The sequence below is a fragment of the Streptomyces sp. NPDC001480 genome (assembly GCF_042894725.1).
Taxonomy (GTDB): Bacteria; Actinomycetota; Actinomycetes; order Streptomycetales; family Streptomycetaceae; genus Streptomyces.
In genome coordinates, this window is the sequence record NZ_JBIAVX010000008.1 from 62366 (window position 1) to 77977 (window position 15612).

15 protein-coding genes are annotated in these 15612 nt (G+C 71.0%); 8 read left to right on the forward strand and 7 right to left on the reverse strand.

Annotated features, from left to right (window positions below):
- Window positions 1-35: 35 nt before the first annotated feature.
- Window positions 36-548 carry a PH domain-containing protein gene (locus ACFY01_RS20665; RefSeq protein WP_390737170.1) on the forward strand — a complete coding sequence of 171 codons (513 nt, stop codon included), beginning with the start codon at window positions 36-38 and terminating at the stop codon, window positions 546-548.
- On the forward strand, window positions 545-1882 hold the full coding sequence (locus tag ACFY01_RS20670; protein WP_390737171.1) for a PH domain-containing protein: 1338 nt from the start codon (window positions 545-547) through the stop codon (window positions 1880-1882). Before ACFY01_RS20665 ends, ACFY01_RS20670 begins: the two co-directional genes overlap by 4 nt.
- Before the next feature lie 55 nt (window positions 1883-1937).
- Here the strand turns inward: ACFY01_RS20670 and ACFY01_RS20675 are convergent, their stop codons facing one another.
- Both ACFY01_RS20675 and ACFY01_RS20680 read right to left on the reverse strand, forming a co-directional pair.
- A complete protein-coding gene (locus ACFY01_RS20675; protein ID WP_390737172.1) occupies window positions 1938-3116 on the reverse strand; it encodes a hypothetical protein in 1179 nt (392 codons plus the stop codon).
- A gap of 78 nt (window positions 3117-3194) precedes the next feature.
- On the reverse strand, window positions 3195-4322 hold the full coding sequence (locus ACFY01_RS20680; protein ID WP_390737173.1) for an alpha/beta hydrolase: 1128 nt from the start codon (window positions 4320-4322) through the stop codon (window positions 3195-3197).
- A 229-nt stretch (window positions 4323-4551) separates the two neighbouring features.
- On the opposite strand from ACFY01_RS20680, the gene ACFY01_RS20685 reads away from it, so the two are divergent.
- From ACFY01_RS20685 to ACFY01_RS20710, 6 genes are all read left to right on the forward strand, one after another.
- The gene (locus tag ACFY01_RS20685) at window positions 4552-6375 is read left to right on the forward strand and encodes a phosphatidylglycerol lysyltransferase domain-containing protein (RefSeq protein WP_390737174.1); all 1824 of its coding nucleotides are present in this window, start codon (window positions 4552-4554) and stop codon (window positions 6373-6375) included.
- An 86-nt stretch (window positions 6376-6461) separates the two neighbouring features.
- Window positions 6462-7322: a dihydropteroate synthase gene (folP, locus tag ACFY01_RS20690; RefSeq protein ID WP_390737175.1), complete on the forward strand. Its 861-nt coding sequence runs from the start codon at window positions 6462-6464 to the stop codon at window positions 7320-7322.
- Window positions 7319-7822: a nuclear transport factor 2 family protein gene (locus tag ACFY01_RS20695; RefSeq protein ID WP_390737176.1), complete on the forward strand. Its 504-nt coding sequence runs from the start codon at window positions 7319-7321 to the stop codon at window positions 7820-7822. The genes folP and ACFY01_RS20695 overlap by 4 nt, the downstream gene beginning before the upstream one ends.
- Window positions 7823-8069: 247 nt before the next feature.
- Window positions 8070-8429, forward strand: a complete 360-nt coding sequence (gene folB / locus ACFY01_RS20700) for a dihydroneopterin aldolase (RefSeq protein WP_390737177.1) — start codon at window positions 8070-8072, stop codon at window positions 8427-8429.
- Window positions 8426-9037, forward strand: coding sequence for a 2-amino-4-hydroxy-6-hydroxymethyldihydropteridine diphosphokinase (folK, locus tag ACFY01_RS20705; protein WP_390737178.1), 612 nt, complete (start codon window positions 8426-8428; stop codon window positions 9035-9037). The genes folB and folK overlap by 4 nt, the downstream gene beginning before the upstream one ends.
- A gap of 53 nt (window positions 9038-9090) precedes the next feature.
- Window positions 9091-9579, forward strand: coding sequence for a DUF3180 domain-containing protein (locus ACFY01_RS20710; protein ID WP_390737179.1), 489 nt, complete (start codon window positions 9091-9093; stop codon window positions 9577-9579).
- Between the two features lie 9 nt (window positions 9580-9588).
- On the opposite strand, the gene folE is transcribed toward ACFY01_RS20710, so the two are convergent.
- The 5 genes from folE to ACFY01_RS20735 all read right to left on the reverse strand — a co-directional run bounded on the left by folE (window position 9589) and on the right by ACFY01_RS20735 (window position 15530).
- A complete protein-coding gene (gene folE, locus ACFY01_RS20715; protein ID WP_390737180.1) occupies window positions 9589-10194 on the reverse strand; it encodes a GTP cyclohydrolase I FolE in 606 nt (201 codons plus the stop codon).
- A gap of 116 nt (window positions 10195-10310) precedes the next feature.
- Complete coding sequence (gene ftsH / locus ACFY01_RS20720) at window positions 10311-12350, reverse strand: ATP-dependent zinc metalloprotease FtsH (protein WP_390737495.1); 2040 nt, start codon at window positions 12348-12350, stop codon at window positions 10311-10313.
- Between the two features lie 195 nt (window positions 12351-12545).
- On the reverse strand, window positions 12546-13106 hold the full coding sequence (gene hpt, locus ACFY01_RS20725) for a hypoxanthine phosphoribosyltransferase (RefSeq protein ID WP_132856523.1): 561 nt from the start codon (window positions 13104-13106) through the stop codon (window positions 12546-12548).
- Window positions 13107-13181: 75 nt separating this feature from the next.
- Window positions 13182-14210, reverse strand: a complete 1029-nt coding sequence (gene tilS, locus ACFY01_RS20730) for a tRNA lysidine(34) synthetase TilS (RefSeq protein ID WP_390737181.1) — start codon at window positions 14208-14210, stop codon at window positions 13182-13184.
- 192 nt (window positions 14211-14402) lie between these two features.
- Window positions 14403-15530, reverse strand: a complete 1128-nt coding sequence (locus tag ACFY01_RS20735; RefSeq protein WP_390737182.1) for a zinc-dependent metalloprotease — start codon at window positions 15528-15530, stop codon at window positions 14403-14405.
- Window positions 15531-15612: the final 82 nt, after the last annotated feature.

The window sequence follows — 15612 nt, forward strand, 5'->3', positions numbered from 1 at the left end:
TCATGGACACAGTCTCCCCTACGTAGGCTGACCGCATGGAGACGGGGAGCACGGGGAGCGGGGAAGGCGGCGCGGCGACGGCGGCCGAGCCGGTGTGGCGGGGGCTGCCCCCGGGCCTGCTGCGGATGCGGCGGCTGCTGCTGGTGCTGTGGCTGGGAGCGGTGGCGCTCGCCGTCGGACTGCTGCTCGGGTTGCTCGCCGGGCCGGGATGGGCCGCGTTCGCGCTGTTGCCGCTGGCCCTGACGGCGTGGGGCTGGGTGCTGCTCGGCCGCAACTGGCGGTCCTGGCGCTATGCCGAGCGCGCTGACGACCTGCTGATCAGCCGCGGCGTGCTGTGGCGGGAGGAGACCGTCGTACCGTACGGGCGGATGCAGCTGGTCGAGGTGACCTCCGGGCCCGTGGAACGGTACTTCGGGCTGGCGAGCGTGCAGCTGCACACGGCGGCCGCCGCGACCGACGCGGCCATCCCCGGCCTCGACCCGGCCGAGGCGGAGCGGCTGCGCGACCGGCTCACCGAGCTGGGCGAGGCCCGATCGGCGGGGCTGTGACGACACCGGAAGCAGCCGACGGCACGGAACAGCTCCCGCAGGCCCCACCCGTGGCCGAGCGGCGGCTGCACCCCGTGACGCCGTTCCGGCGGGCCTGGGCGCCGGTCGCCGTGCTCGTCGGGTGGGCCGCGCACGACCCGGACCAGGCGCAGGAGCAGCTGACGAGGCTGACCGCGACCATGCTCCTGGCCGGGCTCGCCGTACTGGTCCCGGCGGCCTCCCTCTACGGCTTCCTGTCCTGGTGGTTCACGCACTTCGCGGTGACCGACACCGAGCTGCGCATACGCACGGGGCTGTTCTTCCGGCGCACCGCCCACATCCGGCTGGAGCGGATCCAGGCCGTCGACATCACCCAGCCGCTGCTCGCGCGCGTGGCCGGCGTCGCCAAGCTGCGGATCGACGTCGTAGGAGCCGACAAGAAAGACGAACTCGCCTTCCTCGGCGAGGGCGAGGCCCGGGCGCTGCGCGCCGAACTGCTCGCGCGCGCGGCCGGATTCGCGCCGGAGGCGGCGCGCGAGGTGGGTGAGGCGCCGGCGCGGGAGCTGATGCGCGTGCCCCCGCTGGGGCTCGCGGTGTCGCTGGTGCTGACGGCCGCCACGTGGGGCTCCTTGGCGGCCGCCCTCGTCGTCCCGCCCGTGCTGTGGCTCGCCACCCACAGCGTGTGGACGGTGCTCGCCACCGGGCTGCCGTTCCTCGGCGCGGCGGGCGCGCACACCGTGGGGCGGTTCGTCGGGCAGTACGACTGGACGGTGGCCGAGTCCCCGGACGGGCTGCGGATCGACCACGGGCTGCTCGACCGCACGCACGAGACGGTGCCGCCGGGGCGGGTGCAGACCGTACGGATCGTCGAGCCGCTGCTGTGGCGCGGGCGCGGGTGGGTGCGGGTGGAGCTGTACGTGGCCGGGTCGTCCAACTCCGTGCTGGTGCCGGTCGCTCCGCGCGAGGTCGCCGAGTCCGTCGTCGCGCGGATACTGCCCGGGGTGACGGTCCCCTCCGCTCCGGTACGGCCGCCGCGCCGGGCCGGGTGGTGCCTGCCGGTGTGGTGGCGGGGCCAGGGCATCGCGGTCACGGACACCGTCTTCGCCACCCGGCACGGGCTGCTGCGCCGCAGCCTCTCCCTGGTCCCGCACGCCAAGGTCCAGAGCGTACGGCTCACCCAGGGGCCCTGGGCGCGGCTGTGGCGCCTCGCCGACGTCCACGTGGACACCGGGGCCGGCAAGACGGTCACGGCCCGCCTGCGCGACGCGCACGAGGCCGCGGCCCTCCTCCACGCCCAGGCCGAACGCTCCCGAACGGGCCGCCGGGACGCGTCCCCGGACCGCTGGATGAGCTGACCCCACGCGCGAGCCCGCTCTTGTCAGCCCGTCCGGGGGTGCCCCCCTCTGGAGCTCAGGAGGCCGCGCTGCGCAGCCCCTGTATGTCGATCTGCTCCGTCTCGTCGTGGGCCGTCAGGTCGATGACCTGGCCGACGCCACGGGCCCCCTCGTCCGCGGGCTTGAAGTCCGCCTCCGACTCGGCCTTGTGGAGGGCGAGGGCCTCCTGGCCGACCACGTCGGCGAGGTCCTCGTTCTGCACGGCGTCCAGCGCACCGGACGCCGCCTCCTTCTGCGTGCCGAAGAAGTCGAAGCCACCCTCGACCGCCGGGCGCCGCACGGGCGCGGCCGGCACGACGGCCACCGCGGTCGGCACCGTGAAGTGCCCCGTGGACGGGGACGCGGGCTGCGCGGGCTCGGCCGGCGCGGTCGTGGTGGTGGCGGCGGCCGCGTGCTCGTGCCCGTCGACCGCCTCGGGCTGCCCCGTCGCCTCGTCCTCCGAGGCGGATGCCGTCACGTCCTCGCCGACGCTCTCTCCTTTGGCGGCGACTTCGCCACCTTCGACACTTTTTCCGGCTCCTTTGGCGACGGCTTCGTCCTCCGCCGTCTCCTCACCGGTGCCGAACCGGGCCAGCGCCACGCTGGCCCGCAGGAACAGCTGGGAGCCCTGCGGGGAGAAGATCCCAGAAGCCACGGAAGCCACCGGTACGTCCTCGGCGGCCTCGGCCTCGGTCTCGGCCTCGGTTTCAGTCCCCTCCGCCGCACGCGCGGGCGGAAGCGCGAGCGACGACGGCGTCGGCGCGGCCTCTATCTCGAGCAGCCGCCGCCCCTCCAGCGCGCTGGCCCGCTCGGTCTCCGCCGTGGCGTACCGCCGCAGCAGCGCGGCGTGCTCGTTGCGCAGGCCCGCCAGCTCCGCCCGCTTGGCCCGCAGCCGCTGCTCCAGCTTCCCGCGCACCTCGCGGGACTCCTCGAGGTCGGTCTCCAGTTCGGCGACCCGCTCCTCGAACCGCCACTCGTCACCCGCCCGCGCGCGCGTGAGGTCGGCGACCTCCTTGCCCGCATGGATGTCCCAGCGGCGCATGACGACCGCACCGACGACCGCCGTCGCCGCGGCGGCCGCGGCCAGGGTGCGGAGCATCGCCTGCTCCGAGAACACCCAGGGGCCCAGCGCGCAGACGACGGAGACGCCTGCGATCGCCGACGGGGGCAACAGCCTGTGCAGAGGCGGGGAATGGCGATGACGTCCACGTGGCATGGCCAGAAACTTACCGCGAGTAGGCGAACCTTGGCGCCCCACCCCGTAAAAACACGGCCATGACGAAGTCTTCACATTTCAGCGCTCGGTGAGCCGGCCGCTCATCCACTGGAGTGTCGGAGGGATCTCCCGCCGCCAGGTGTTGAAGTTGTGGCCACCGCTGTCCAGGATGATCGAGGAGATCCGGGTCAGGTTCGTGGACCGTACTTGATCTATGAATTTCAGCGTGGCCTTGTAGTTGGATTCGCCGACCTTGCTGCTGGTGACGAGCAGCGAGGTGTCCGGCGCGGCCTCGTGCTTGATGAACCATCGCAGATCGGAACGATTCCGCAGCTTCTTGTCGCCATGGAAGAGGTCACCGGTCGTGGGATCGGTCGGCGCCTTGTAGTAGGGGGACAGGCCCGCCCCGGCCGCATACACGCCCGGGTGGTGCATGGCAAGCTTCAGCGCGCAGTAACCACCCGTCGAGTCCCCGATGATTCCCCAGCTGCCCGGTTTTCTGCCCACCCTGTAGTGGGTCAGTACGGCATCGGGCAGATCCTTGGCGAAGAACGTCTCCGTCTGCGGCCCGCCGGGAATGTCCATGCACTCCGTGTCGCGCGGCGGAGCCACCGTCGGCCGCAGCATGATCAGGATCATCGGCTGCATCCGCCCGTTCTTCGCCAGTTCCAGCGCCGTACGCGGATAACGCAGTTTGTCCACCAGGGCCTGCGCGGTGCCCGGATATCCGGTGAGGACGACGGACGCGGGGAACGTGCGCGTGCGGTACTGCGGCTGGAAGTACTCCGGCGGCAGATACACGTACGCCGGTGTGGCGATATGGGTCGTACGGCCGACGATGTCCACCTTCTGGACCTGACCGGCCGTCTGCGGCCGCCTCCCGTCCACCCCTTGCACCAGCGCGGCGGTACGCACCTGGAGCGGGCCGGTTCTGCCGCCGCCCGGCGCGTAGTTGACGACGACGCCCTGGGCGGTCTCCCGGCCGAACAGGTCCGCCCAGCTGGCGTAGAAGCCGAAGGCCTGGTTGGCGGCGATGCCCACGCAGGTGAAGACCGCCACCTGGGTGGCGAGGAGCAGGCCGACCCGCCCGGTGACGGACCGCCAGCCGCCTCGCGCCAGCCGCGGCCACTGCCACACCGTGCCGACGAACAGCAGTACGGCCAGCACGATCGCCATCACCAGCACTTTGTTGCTCGTGAGTCCCATGAGCTGTTCCTGCCTGCGCTTTCCGCCCCCAGCTCGCCCACGCGATCGTCGCCATGGCTTGCCCCGGGCTTTCCTTGGGCTTTGAACCGGCTTTCCGGCAAGGAAGGAACCTCCTTCCCCGAGACACCGTCCTAGAGGGCGCAATGTCGCCGGATGCCCGAAAGGGGCACCGGGCTCAAGGTCTCTCGCAGAACTACGGGATGCGATGTCTGTCAGGATAGATGGGGAAATGTCGGACGGGGTTCCGAGCCGATCAAGCAGGACGCGGCGCATAGTCCGCGGTCCGCGTCCCGAGGCCGTCCCTGCGCTGGTCGGCAGGGCCGGCGCGGTCGTAGGGCTCCTGGACATTGCCGCGGGCGTGTTCCCGCGCTTCCGTCACAGCCGTATGCACGCCATCGCGGAGGTGCTGCCGGGGTCCTTCGGCCCCTTCGCCGCGGCCCTCTCGCTCAGCGCGGGCGTGCTGTTGCTGCTCCTCGCGCACGGGCTCAAACGGCGCAAGCGCCGGGCGTGGCGGGCCGCGGTGGCGCTGCTGCCGGCGGGCGCGGCGGCACAGTTCGTGTACCGGCACTCCATCGTCGGGGCGCTGATCTCACTGGCGCTGCTCGTACCGCTGCTGCGCCACCGCACCGAGTTCGAGGCGCTGCCCGACCCGCGCAGCCGGTGGCGCGCGCTCGCCAACTTCGTCCTCATGGGCGCCGGTTCCCTCGCACTCGGCCTGGTCATCGTCAGCGTCCACCCGGACCGGATGGTCGGCGACCCGAGCCTGGCCGATCGGCTGACCCACGTCATCTACGGCCTGTTCGGCTTCGAGGGCCCGGTGGACTACCAGGGCAACACCTCCTGGACGGTCGCCTTCTCCCTCGGCGCCCTCGGCTGGATCACCGCCGCCACCACCATCTACCTGGCCTTCCGCCCCGAGCACCCGGCCGCACGCCTCACCGAGGACGACGAGGCCCGGCTGCGGGCGCTGCTGGACAAGCACGGCGGCCGCGACTCCCTCGGCCACTTCGCGCTGCGCCGCGACAAGGCCGTCGTCTTCTCCCCCAGCGGCAAGGCGGCGGTGACCTACCGGGTCGTGTCCGGCGTGATGCTCGCCAGCGGTGACCCCATCGGCGACGTCGAGGCCTGGCCCGGCGCCATCGAGCGGTTCATGGACGAGGCCAAGGCCCACTCCTGGACGCCCGCGGTCATGGGCTGCTCGGAGACGGGCGGCGAGGTCTGGACCCGTGAGACCGGCCTCGACGCCCTCGAACTGGGCGACGAGGCGGTGGTGGACGTCGCGGATTTCTCGCTCGCCGGACGCGCGATGCGCAACGTGCGACAGATGGTCAAGCGCATCGAGCGGGCCGGCTACGAAACCCGGGTACGGCGTATCCGTGACCTCGGCGAGGCCGAACTGGACCGTATCCGGCGCGCCGCGGAGGAGTGGCGCGGCACCGACACCGAGCGCGGGTTCTCCATGGCGCTCGGCCGCATCGGCGACCCCTCGGACGGCGACTGCCTGATCGCCACCGCGCACAAGGCGGACGACCAGCCCGGCGAGTACGGCGACCTGAAGGCGATCCTGCACTTCGTGCCCTGGGGCACCGACGGCGCCTCCCTGGACCTGATGCGGCGTGACCGCGCGGCCGACCCCGGCATGAACGAACTGCTGATCGTCGCCGCGCTCCAGGCGGCCCCGAAGCTCGGCATCACCCGCGTGTCACTGAACTTCGCGATGTTCCGCTCGGCCCTCGCGCGCGGGGAGAAGATCGGCGCGGGCCCGGTGCTGCGGGCCTGGCGCGGACTGCTGGTGTTCCTCTCCCGCTGGTTCCAGATCGAGTCCCTGTACAAGTTCAACGCCAAGTTCCAGCCGCGCTGGGAGCCGCGCTTCGTGGTCTACCGGGCCTCCGGCGACCTGCCCCGCATCGGCTTCGCCGCCATGCAGGCGGAGGGCTTCGTCAACCTCGCCCTGCCGCTGCCGCGCTTCCTGCGCCGCCGCACCGCCGCCGCCGCCCGCCCGTGCTCCCACGGGCTCGCGGAGCACGAGGTCCGCGACATCCGCGCGGCATGACCCCGACCGACCCGAGCGGAAGCCCCACCCACGAGCCCGGGGGCTTGCGCTCGGGTCGCTTCCCTGGCAGGCCCTAGGCTGAACGTATGAGCAACCAGAGCGGGCGCGGCACAGTGGCGGGCCTTCCGGCGTGGGACCGCTGTGCGGTCATGGGCGTCGTGAACGTGACCCCCGACTCCTTCTCCGACGGCGGCCGCTTCTTCGACACCACGGCCGCCGTCAAGCACGGGCTCGAACTGGTCGCCGAGGGCGCCGACCTGGTGGACGTCGGCGGCGAGTCGACCCGCCCCGGCGCCACCCGTGTCGACGAGGACGAGGAGCTGCGGCGCGTCGTCCCCGTGGTCCGCGGTCTCGCCTCCGAGGGCGTCGTCGTCTCCGTCGACACCATGCGCGCCTCGGTCGCCGCGCAGGCCCTGGCCGCGGGCGCCGCACTCGTCAACGACGTCAGCGGCGGCCTCGCCGACCCGGCGATGATCCCGGTGGTGGCCGAGGCGGGCGCCCCCTTCGTCGTCATGCACTGGCGGGGCTTCCTCCAGGGCGGCAACGTCAAGGGCGTGTACGAGGACGTCGTCACCGAGGTCGTCGACGAACTGCACGCGCGCGTGGAGGCCGTCCTGGCGGGCGGCATCGCCCCGGACCGGATCGTCGTCGATCCCGGCCTCGGCTTCTCCAAGGGTGCCGATCACGACCTCGCCCTCCTCGCCCACCTCGACCGGCTGCGCCTGCTGGACCACCCCCTGCTGGTCGCCGCCTCCCGCAAGCGTTTCCTCGGCCGCGTCCTGGCCGGCCCCGAGGGCGCCCCTCCCCCCGCCCGGGAACGCGATGCCGCCACCGCCGCCGTCTCCGCCCTCGCCGCCCAGGCCGGCGCCTGGGCCGTCCGGGTCCACGAGGTACGTGCCACTGCGGACGCGGTCCGGGTGGCGCGGGCGGTGGAGGGAGCGCGGTGAGCGCTCCCCACACCGACGTCGAGCAGGTCGAACAGGCCAACACGGCCTTCTACGAGGCCATGGAGCGCGGCGACTTCGACGAGCTGTCCTCGCTCTGGCTCACCCCGACCGACCTCGGCGTCGACGAGACGTACCACGACCCGGCGGACACCGGTGTGATCTCCTGCGTGCACCCCGGCTGGCCGGTGCTCACCGGCCGCGGCGAGGTCCTCAGGTCGTACGCGCTGATCATGGCGAACACCGACTACATCCAGTTCTTCCTCACCGACGTGCACGTCTCCGTGACCGGCGACACCGCCCTCGTGACCTGCACGGAGAACATCCTCAGCGGAGGCCCCGCGCCGGAGGGCGGCGAGGAGCTGGGGCCCCTCGTCGGCCAGCTCGTCGTCGCCACCAACGTCTTCCGCCGCACGCCCGCCGGCTGGAAACTCTGGTCCCACCACGCCTCCCCCGTTCTGGCCGAAAACGACGAGGACGAGGACGACGAGACACCCGCTTGAGTGGGTAGGCGGCCCGCAGGGACCAAGAAGTGGTTGGAATCACGAACTCACGGGTAGGTGCGGCTACCACCCCGTGAGCCGCCGGGTTCCGCAGGGGAAACGCGCGATGAACCCTCCCGGTCCCATCGCCGGTCCACGCCCCCGCAGCCCGGCTCTGTCCGCGTCCGCGGGTAGATTCGTCCGAGGCCGGTGTGCCGCCCGCACACGGTACGGACACCCGGTACCGACGACTGCAGGAGTGATTCGCGTGGATCGTGTCGCGCTGCGCGGCCTGAGGGCCCGCGGGCACCACGGTGTGTTCCCCGAGGAACGCGAGAAGGGCCAGACCTTCGTCGTGGACCTCGTGCTGGGACTGGACACCCGGCCGGCCGCCGCCACCGACGACCTCGCGAAGACCGTGCACTACGGCATCGTGGCCGAGGAGGTCGTGGCCGTCGTCGAGGGCGAGCCGGTGAACCTCATCGAAACGCTCGCAGAGCGCATCGCCCACGCCTGTCTGAAGCACGAAGGCGTCCAGGAGGTCGAGGTCCGCGTCCACAAGCCGGACGCACCGATCACGGTCCCCTTCGACGACGTGACCGTCACCATCACCCGGAGCCGAGTATGACCGCATTCTTCACGCAGGGTCCGACCGACCCGACCGTACAGCCGGTGCCCGCCTCCGTCGTGGCGCAGGTCGACGCCGCCGACACCACCCTCCAGAACCCCAAACGGGCCGTGCTCTCGCTCGGCTCCAACCTCGGCAACCGCCTGGAGATCCTCCAGGGCGCCATCGACGCCTTCGAGGACACCCCCGGCGTCCGCATCAAGGCGGTCTCCCCCGTGTACGAGACGGAGCCGTGGGGCGTGGAGCCCGGCAGCCAGCCGTCGTACTACAACGCGGTCGTGGTCCTGAAGACCACCCTTCCCCCGTCCTCCCTGCTGGAGCGGGCGCACGCCGTCGAGGAGGCCTTCAACCGGGTGCGGGACGAGCGCTGGGGGCCGCGCACCCTCGACGTCGACATCGTCGCGTACGACGGCGTCACCTCCGACGACCCGTACCTCACCCTGCCCCACCCGCGCGCCCATGAGCGCGCCTTCGTGCTGGCGCCCTGGCACGACGTGGACCCCGACGCCCAGCTGCCCGGCCGCGGGCCGGTCGCCGACCTCCTCGGCATCGTCACCCGTGACGGTGTTCAGGCCCGGGGGGACCTGGAACTCCGACTGCCCGAGTAGTCGTTAAGGTCAAGACGACCGAGACACCGGCACGCAGGAGCTGAAGGGACACCGTGAGAGAGCTGCGCATCAGGGTGCTGGCCGGCGTTTTCGTCGTGGCCGGCGTCCTGTCCTGGGCGGGCGCCCGCCTGTGGAATTCGATCGGGACCCTGCCCAGCGTCCCGCTGGCCGCGCCCATCGTCCTCGCCCTGATCGCCGTGGTGCTGCTGTCCACCGCGTTCTCCCTGCGGGCCCGTCTGAAGGCCCAGCGCGAGCGCCGCCCCGAAGCCAAGGGCGTCGACCCCATGATGGCCGCCCGCGCGGTCGTCTTCGGCCAGTCCAGCGCGCTGGTCGCCGCCCTCGTCGCCGGCATGTACGGCGGCACGGGCGTCTTCCTCCTGGAACTCCTCGACATCCCCGCCCGCCGCGACCAGGCCTTCTACGCGGGCTTCTCGGTGCTGGCCGGCATCGCCGTCATAGCGGCCGCCCTGTTCCTGGAGCGGGTCTGCAAGCTCCCCGAGGACGACGACGAGAACCATCCGGGCGCGGAACCGGTGGCTTGACCTGACGGGCTATCGCGCCATGATCAGGCTCATCGCCTCATTGCGCGTGGCCAAGTCGCGAAGCTGACCGCGCACCGCCGAGGTTATGGTCTTCGCCCCGGGCTTGCGGACCCCCCTCATCGACATGCACATGTGCTCGCACTCGACGACGACGATCACGCCCCGGGGCTCCAGGATCTCCATGAGGGAGTCGGCGATCTGCGTGGTGAGTCGTTCCTGCACCTGCGGGCGGCGGGCGTAGACGTCCACGAGCCGGGCCAGCTTGGAAAGCCCGGTGATCTTGCCGTCGGTCGACGGGATGTACCCGACGTGGGCGACTCCGACGAACGGCACGAGGTGGTGCTCACAGCTGCTGAGGACCTCGATGTCCTTCACGAGCACCATCTCGTCGTGCCCGAGGTCGAACGTCGTGGTCAGCACGTCCTCGGGCTTCTGCCACAGCCCCGCGAAGATCTCCTTGTAGGCCCGCGCCACCCGCGCGGGGGTCTCCTTCAGGCCCTCACGGTCCGGGTCCTCGCCGACCGCGATCAGGAGTTCGCGGACGGCGTTCTCGGCGCGCTTCTCGTCGAACTCGCCGATCGTGCCCTCGCCGTCCAGCGTCACGGGGTCGGTCATGGTGAAGCCTCGTTCCTTCGTCACTCAGCGGCGGGCATGTGAAACGCCGCGCCCCCCAGGCTAGAACCTGGGGGGCGCGGCTCACATTCCGGGCCGGTTGAGCTCCGGAAACGGTCTCAGCTCTCCGGACGGTCCTCCGGGGACGGTTCGGTCGCCGGGGCGGACTCCGTCGCCGTGGACTTCGCCGTGCTGATCGCCGGGGTCGCGCCGTTGGCACCGTTGGTCAGTGCGAGCTCCTTGGGGGAGAGCACCGGCGGGCGGGTGGACGGCGTACGCCGGGACGAACCGGTCCAGGCGGGCCGCGGCGGGCGCTTGACGATCGGGGCGAAGATCTCGGCGATCTCCTCCTTGCCCAGCGTCTCCTTCTCCAGCAGCTGGAGCACCAGGTTGTCGAGGACGTCGCGGTTCTCGACCAGGATCTCCCAGGCCTCGTTGTGCGCGTTCTCGATGAGCTTCTTGACTTCCTCGTCCACCAGCGCGGCGACCTCTTCCGAGTAGTCGCGCTGGTGAGCCATCTCACGGCCGAGGAACGGCTCGGTGTTGTCGCCGCCGAACTTGATGGCACCCAGGCGCTCGGTCATGCCGTACTGGGTGACCATCGCGCGGGCGGTGGCGGTGGCCTTCTCGATGTCGTTCGCCGCGCCCGTGGTCGGGTCGTGGAAGACGAGCTCCTCGGCCGCGCGGCCGCCCAGCATGTACGCCAGCTGGTCCAGCATCTCGTTGCGCGTGGTCGAGTACTTGTCCTCGTCCGGGAGCACCATCGTGTAACCGAGAGCACGGCCTCTGGAGAGGATCGTGATCTTGTGGACCGGGTCGGAGTTCGGGGAGGCCGCCGCGACCAGGGCGTGACCGCCCTCGTGGTACGCGGTGATCTTCTTCTCCTTGTCCGACATGATCCGGGTCCGCTTCTGCGGTCCCGCGACCACCCGGTCGATCGCCTCGTCCAGCATCTTGTTGTCGATGAGCTTCTGGTCGCTGCGGGCCGTGAGCAGCGCCGCCTCGTTCAGCACGTTCGACAGGTCGGCGCCGGTGAAGCCCGGCGTGCGGCGGGCGACCGCGGCCAGGTCGACGTCCGGGGCGACCGGCTTGCCCTTCTGGTGGACCTTGAGGATCTCCAGACGGCCCTGCATGTCCGGGCGGTCGACCGCGATCTGGCGGTCGAAGCGGCCGGGGCGCAGGAGGGCCGGGTCGAGGATGTCGGGCCGGTTCGTGGCGGCGATGAGGATCACACCGCCCTTGACGTCGAAGCCGTCCATCTCGACGAGCAGCTGGTTCAGCGTCTGCTCGCGCTCGTCGTGACCGCCGCCCAGGCCGGCGCCGCGGTGGCGGCCGACCGCGTCGATCTCGTCGACGAAGACGATCGCCGGGGCGTTCGCCTTGGCCTGCTCGAACAGGTCACGGACTCGGGAGGCACCGACACCGACGAACATCTCGACGAAGTCGGAACCGGAGATCGAGTAGAAGGGCACGCCCGCCTCGCCCGCGACGGCGCGCGCGAGCAGGGTCTTGCCGGTGCCGGGCGGGCCGTACAGCAGCACACCCTTGGGGATCTTGGCGCCGACGGCCTGGAACTTGGCCGGCTCCTGGAGGAACTCCTTGATCTCCTGGAGCTCCTCGACGGCCTCGTCCGCGCCCGCGACGTCGGTGAACGTCGTCTTCGGGGTGTCCTTGGTGATGAGCTTCGCCTTGGACTTGCCGAAGTTCATGACCCGGGAGCCGCCACCCTGCATCTGATTCATCAGGAACAGGAAGACGACCACGATGAGGACGAAGGGGAGCAGGGAGAGCAGGACGCCGAGGAACGGGTTCTGCTTGGACGGCGACACCGTGTAGCCGTCCGGAATCTGCTTGTCCTGGTACTTGGTCTGCAGCGTGCTGGCGATGGCCACGCCCTGGTCGCCGATGTAGCTCGCCTGGATCTTCGAGCTGCCGTCGACCTTCACACCGTCCTTGAGCGTGACCTTGACGGTCTGCTCGTCGCCGGTGGTGAGCTTGGCCGACTCGACCTTGTTCTCATTGATCGCCGCCACGACCTGGCCGGTGTCCACCGTCTTGTAGCCGCCGGACGAGCCGACGACCTGCATCAACACGACCACGGCAAGGACGGCCAGCACGATCCACATGACCGGCCCACGGAAGTATCGCTTCACGTCCATCCATACGGAGCGGTGCCGCCCCGTCCCTCCTGCCATAGTGAGTTTGATAAGACAGTTCTTCTGACGGTACCCCAGCTTGGTTGCCCGAAGCCGCCTGAAGATGCTCGGACGGCTCGCTGTCCGTCTCTGCATGCTCCAACGGTAAGAAACCCGCTGGGGTTCCCGATCGTCTTACGTACTTGGGCCCTGTGAGGCTCAGCCGCCGTAGACGTGAGGGGCGAGCGTACCGACGAATGGGAGATTGCGGTACTTCTCGGCGTAGTCGAGGCCGTAGCCCACGACGAACTCGTTGGGGATGTCGAAACCGACCCACTCCACGTCGATGGCGACCTTGGCGGCGTCCGGCTTGCGCAGCAGCGTGCACACCTTGAGCGTCTCGGGCTCGCGCGAGCCCAGGTTGGACAGCAGCCAGGACAGCGTCAGGCCGGAGTCGATGATGTCCTCGACGATCAGGACGTGCTTGCCCTTGATGTCGGTGTCGAGGTCCTTGAGGATCCGCACCACTCCGGAGGACTGGGTGCCCGCGCCGTACGACGACACGGCCATCCAGTCCATCGTGACGGGGGTGGACAGCGCCCGGGCGAGGTCCGCCATGACCATCACGGCGCCCTTGAGCACACCGACGATCAGCAGGTCCTTGCCCTCGTACTCAGCGTCGATCTTCGCGGCCAGCTCGGCCAGCTTGGCGTCGATCTCTTCCTTGGTGATGAGCACCTGCTTGAGGTCGGCACCCATGTCTTTCGCGTCCACCCGCATCACTTTCGGTCGTCCCGCAATTACGGCCGCCGGCTGCCCGAGACCGCCGGACGGTTTCTCCGGGAGGTACGGGATTCAGCCTTGCCGAATCACCAGTCTGCCACCCTGCCGCCGGGCGACGACTTTGCCCGGGAGATTGATGACTCCCTGACCTCGCCAGCCGGTGATCAGCCGGTCGACTTCCTCGATGTGGCGGGCGAACAGGGAACCGGCCGGGGCGCCGGCCTCGATGGCGGCGCGGCGCAGGACGCGGCGGCGCACGGCGGGCGGGAGGGCGTACAGCTTGGCGCACTCCAGCAGACCGTCGGCGTCGCGGACGGCGGTCTCGGCCTGGCGGGCCCAGGCGTCGAGGGCGTCGGCGTCGTCGCGGGCGAGCCGGGCGGTGCGGGCGAGGGCCTCGACGACGCCCTTGCCGAGGGCTTTCTCCAGGGCGGGCAGGCCCTCGTGGCGGAGCCGGGAGCGGGTGTAGGCGGGATCCGCGTTGTGAGGATCGTCCCAGACGGGGAGGGACTGGACCATGCAGGCCTTGCGGGCGGTCTGCCGGTCGAGCTGGAGGAAGGGGCGCCGGTAACGGCCGCCGGCCCCCGAGACCGCGGCCATTCCGGACAGGGAGCGGATACCGGAGCCGCGGGCGAGGCCGAGCAGGACGGTCTCGGCCTGGTCGTCGCGGGTGTGCCCGAGCAGGATCGCGGTGGCGCCGTGGCGTTCGGCGGCGGCGTCGAGGGCGGCGTAGCGGGCGTCCCGGGCGGCGGCCTCGGGCCCGCCTTCCCGGCCGACGGTAACGGCGGTGGACTCCACCGGGTCGAGGCCGAGCTCCCCCAGTCTGAGGGCCACCTCTTGGGCGCGCAGGTCGGAGCCGGGCTGAAGGCCGTGGTCGACGGTGACGCCGCCGGCGCGGATGCCGAGCTTGGGGGCTTCGAAGGCCAGGGCGGAGGCGAGGGCCATGGAGTCGGCGCCGCCGGAGCAGGCGACGAGCACGAGCGGGGAGGGGGGCCGCTCGGCCGTGTCGTCCGGGGGCGGGCCGGAGGTCTGGTCGTTGAGGATGTCGTGGAGGACGCGGCGGACCGCCAGGCGTATCGCCGCGACCGCAGGATGGGGACCCATGTCCGGTTCCCTTCATGAAGTTTTCGGGGGTGAGCCCGAGGATCGGTCACTCAGAGTATGTAAATGGTGACAGAGACGGGCCGTTCCCCGAGCATTGCACGCCTACCCACGGCTCACGGTCCCTCGGACGGGTGATTGGAGGGGCGTTCGCCTGCCGTCGGCCGGATTCCGTTCACGACTCCCGCGCGGGGTTCACGACTCGGCCTTGCGGTGCACCCGCGCGACCCAGTCCGCCGGTTTGGCGATCTCCGCCTTGGTGGGCAGGGTGTTGGGAGAGGTCCACACCCGGTTGAAGCCGTCCATGCCGACCTGGTCGACGACGGCCCGTACGAAGCGTTCGCCGTCCCGGTACTGCTTGAGCTTGGCGTCCAGGCCGAGCAGCTTGCGCAGGGCCATGTCGAGGCGGGAGGCGCCCTTGGCGCGGCGCTGCTGGAACTTCTCACGGATCTCGGCGACGGTCGGTACGACCTGTGGGCCGACACCGTCCATCACGAAGTCGGCGTGGCCCTCCAGGAGCGACATCACGGCGGTGAGGCGGCCGAGGATCTCGCGCTGGGCCGGGGTCTGCACCAGTTCGACGAAGGACCGGCCGCCGTCGTCCTCCTCCGCTTCGGGGCGGCCCCCGGCGAGCGACTGGGCGGCCTCCCGGACGCGTTCCAGGACGGTCATCGGGTCGACGTCCGTCTCGGACAGGAAAGACTGGATTTCGCCCTCGAGGTGGTCGCGCAGCCAGGGCACGGCGGTGAACTGGGTGCGGTGCGTCTCCTCGTGCAGACAGACCCACAGGCGGAAGTCATGGGGTTCCACGTCGAGTTCGCGTTCGACGTGGACGATGTTCGGCGCGACCAGCAACAGCCGGCCGCCGCCGTTCGCGCCGGCCGGCAGGTCCCGGCCGGCCGGGGCGAAGGTCTCGTACTGGCCGAGGACGCGGGAGGCCAGGAAGGACAGCAGCATGCCGAGTTCGACGCCGGTCACCTTGCCGCCGACGGTGCCGAGGACCGCGCCGCCGGGGGTGCCGCCGCGCCGCTCCTGCATCTTGTCCAACAGCGGCTTGAGGATCTCCCGGAACCCGGCGACGTTCGCCCGGACCCAGCCGGGCCGGTCGACGACCAGGACGGGGGTGTCGTGGGCCTCCTCGGTCTCCATACGAGTGAAGCCCCGGACGTGTCCCTCCGAGGCTTTGGCGTGGCGGCGCAGCTCCGCGACGACGGCCCGTGCCTCGTCGCGGCTGACCTCCGGTCCCGGCCGTACCAGCCGGGTCGCGGTCGCCACCGCGAGATTCCAGTCGACCATCCCTGAAGAGGCACCGATGCTCGTCATGTGTCAACCGTACGTGAGCGCTGCCGCTTGGGGCAGGGCGTACGGGGCCGGCGGGGCCGCGGGGGGCCGTTGAAGGCCGTTG

Bases quoted from the DNA above. Each gene is read 5' to 3' on its own strand.
- hpt (WP_132856523.1), bottom strand. From the start codon at position 13,106: ATGCGGGTGGACGCGAAAGACATGGGTGCCGACCTCAAGCAGGTGCTC.
- ACFY01_RS20735 (WP_390737182.1), bottom strand. From the start codon at position 15,530: ATGACGAGCATCGGTGCCTCTTCAGGGATGGTCGACTGGAATCTCGCG.
- folP (WP_390737175.1), top strand. From the start codon at position 6,462: ATGAGCAACCAGAGCGGGCGCGGCACAGTGGCGGGCCTTCCGGCGTGG.
- ACFY01_RS20680 (WP_390737173.1), bottom strand. From the start codon at position 4,322: ATGGGACTCACGAGCAACAAAGTGCTGGTGATGGCGATCGTGCTGGCC.
- folE (WP_390737180.1), bottom strand. From the start codon at position 10,194: ATGACCGACCCCGTGACGCTGGACGGCGAGGGCACGATCGGCGAGTTC.
- ftsH (WP_390737495.1), bottom strand. From the start codon at position 12,350: ATGGACGTGAAGCGATACTTCCGTGGGCCGGTCATGTGGATCGTGCTG.
- ACFY01_RS20675 (WP_390737172.1), bottom strand. From the start codon at position 3,116: ATGCCACGTGGACGTCATCGCCATTCCCCGCCTCTGCACAGGCTGTTG.
- tilS (WP_390737181.1), bottom strand. From the start codon at position 14,210: ATGGGTCCCCATCCTGCGGTCGCGGCGATACGCCTGGCGGTCCGCCGC.
- folK (WP_390737178.1), top strand. From the start codon at position 8,426: ATGACCGCATTCTTCACGCAGGGTCCGACCGACCCGACCGTACAGCCG.
- ACFY01_RS20685 (WP_390737174.1), top strand. From the start codon at position 4,552: ATGTCGGACGGGGTTCCGAGCCGATCAAGCAGGACGCGGCGCATAGTC.
- ACFY01_RS20665 (WP_390737170.1), top strand. From the start codon at position 36: ATGGAGACGGGGAGCACGGGGAGCGGGGAAGGCGGCGCGGCGACGGCG.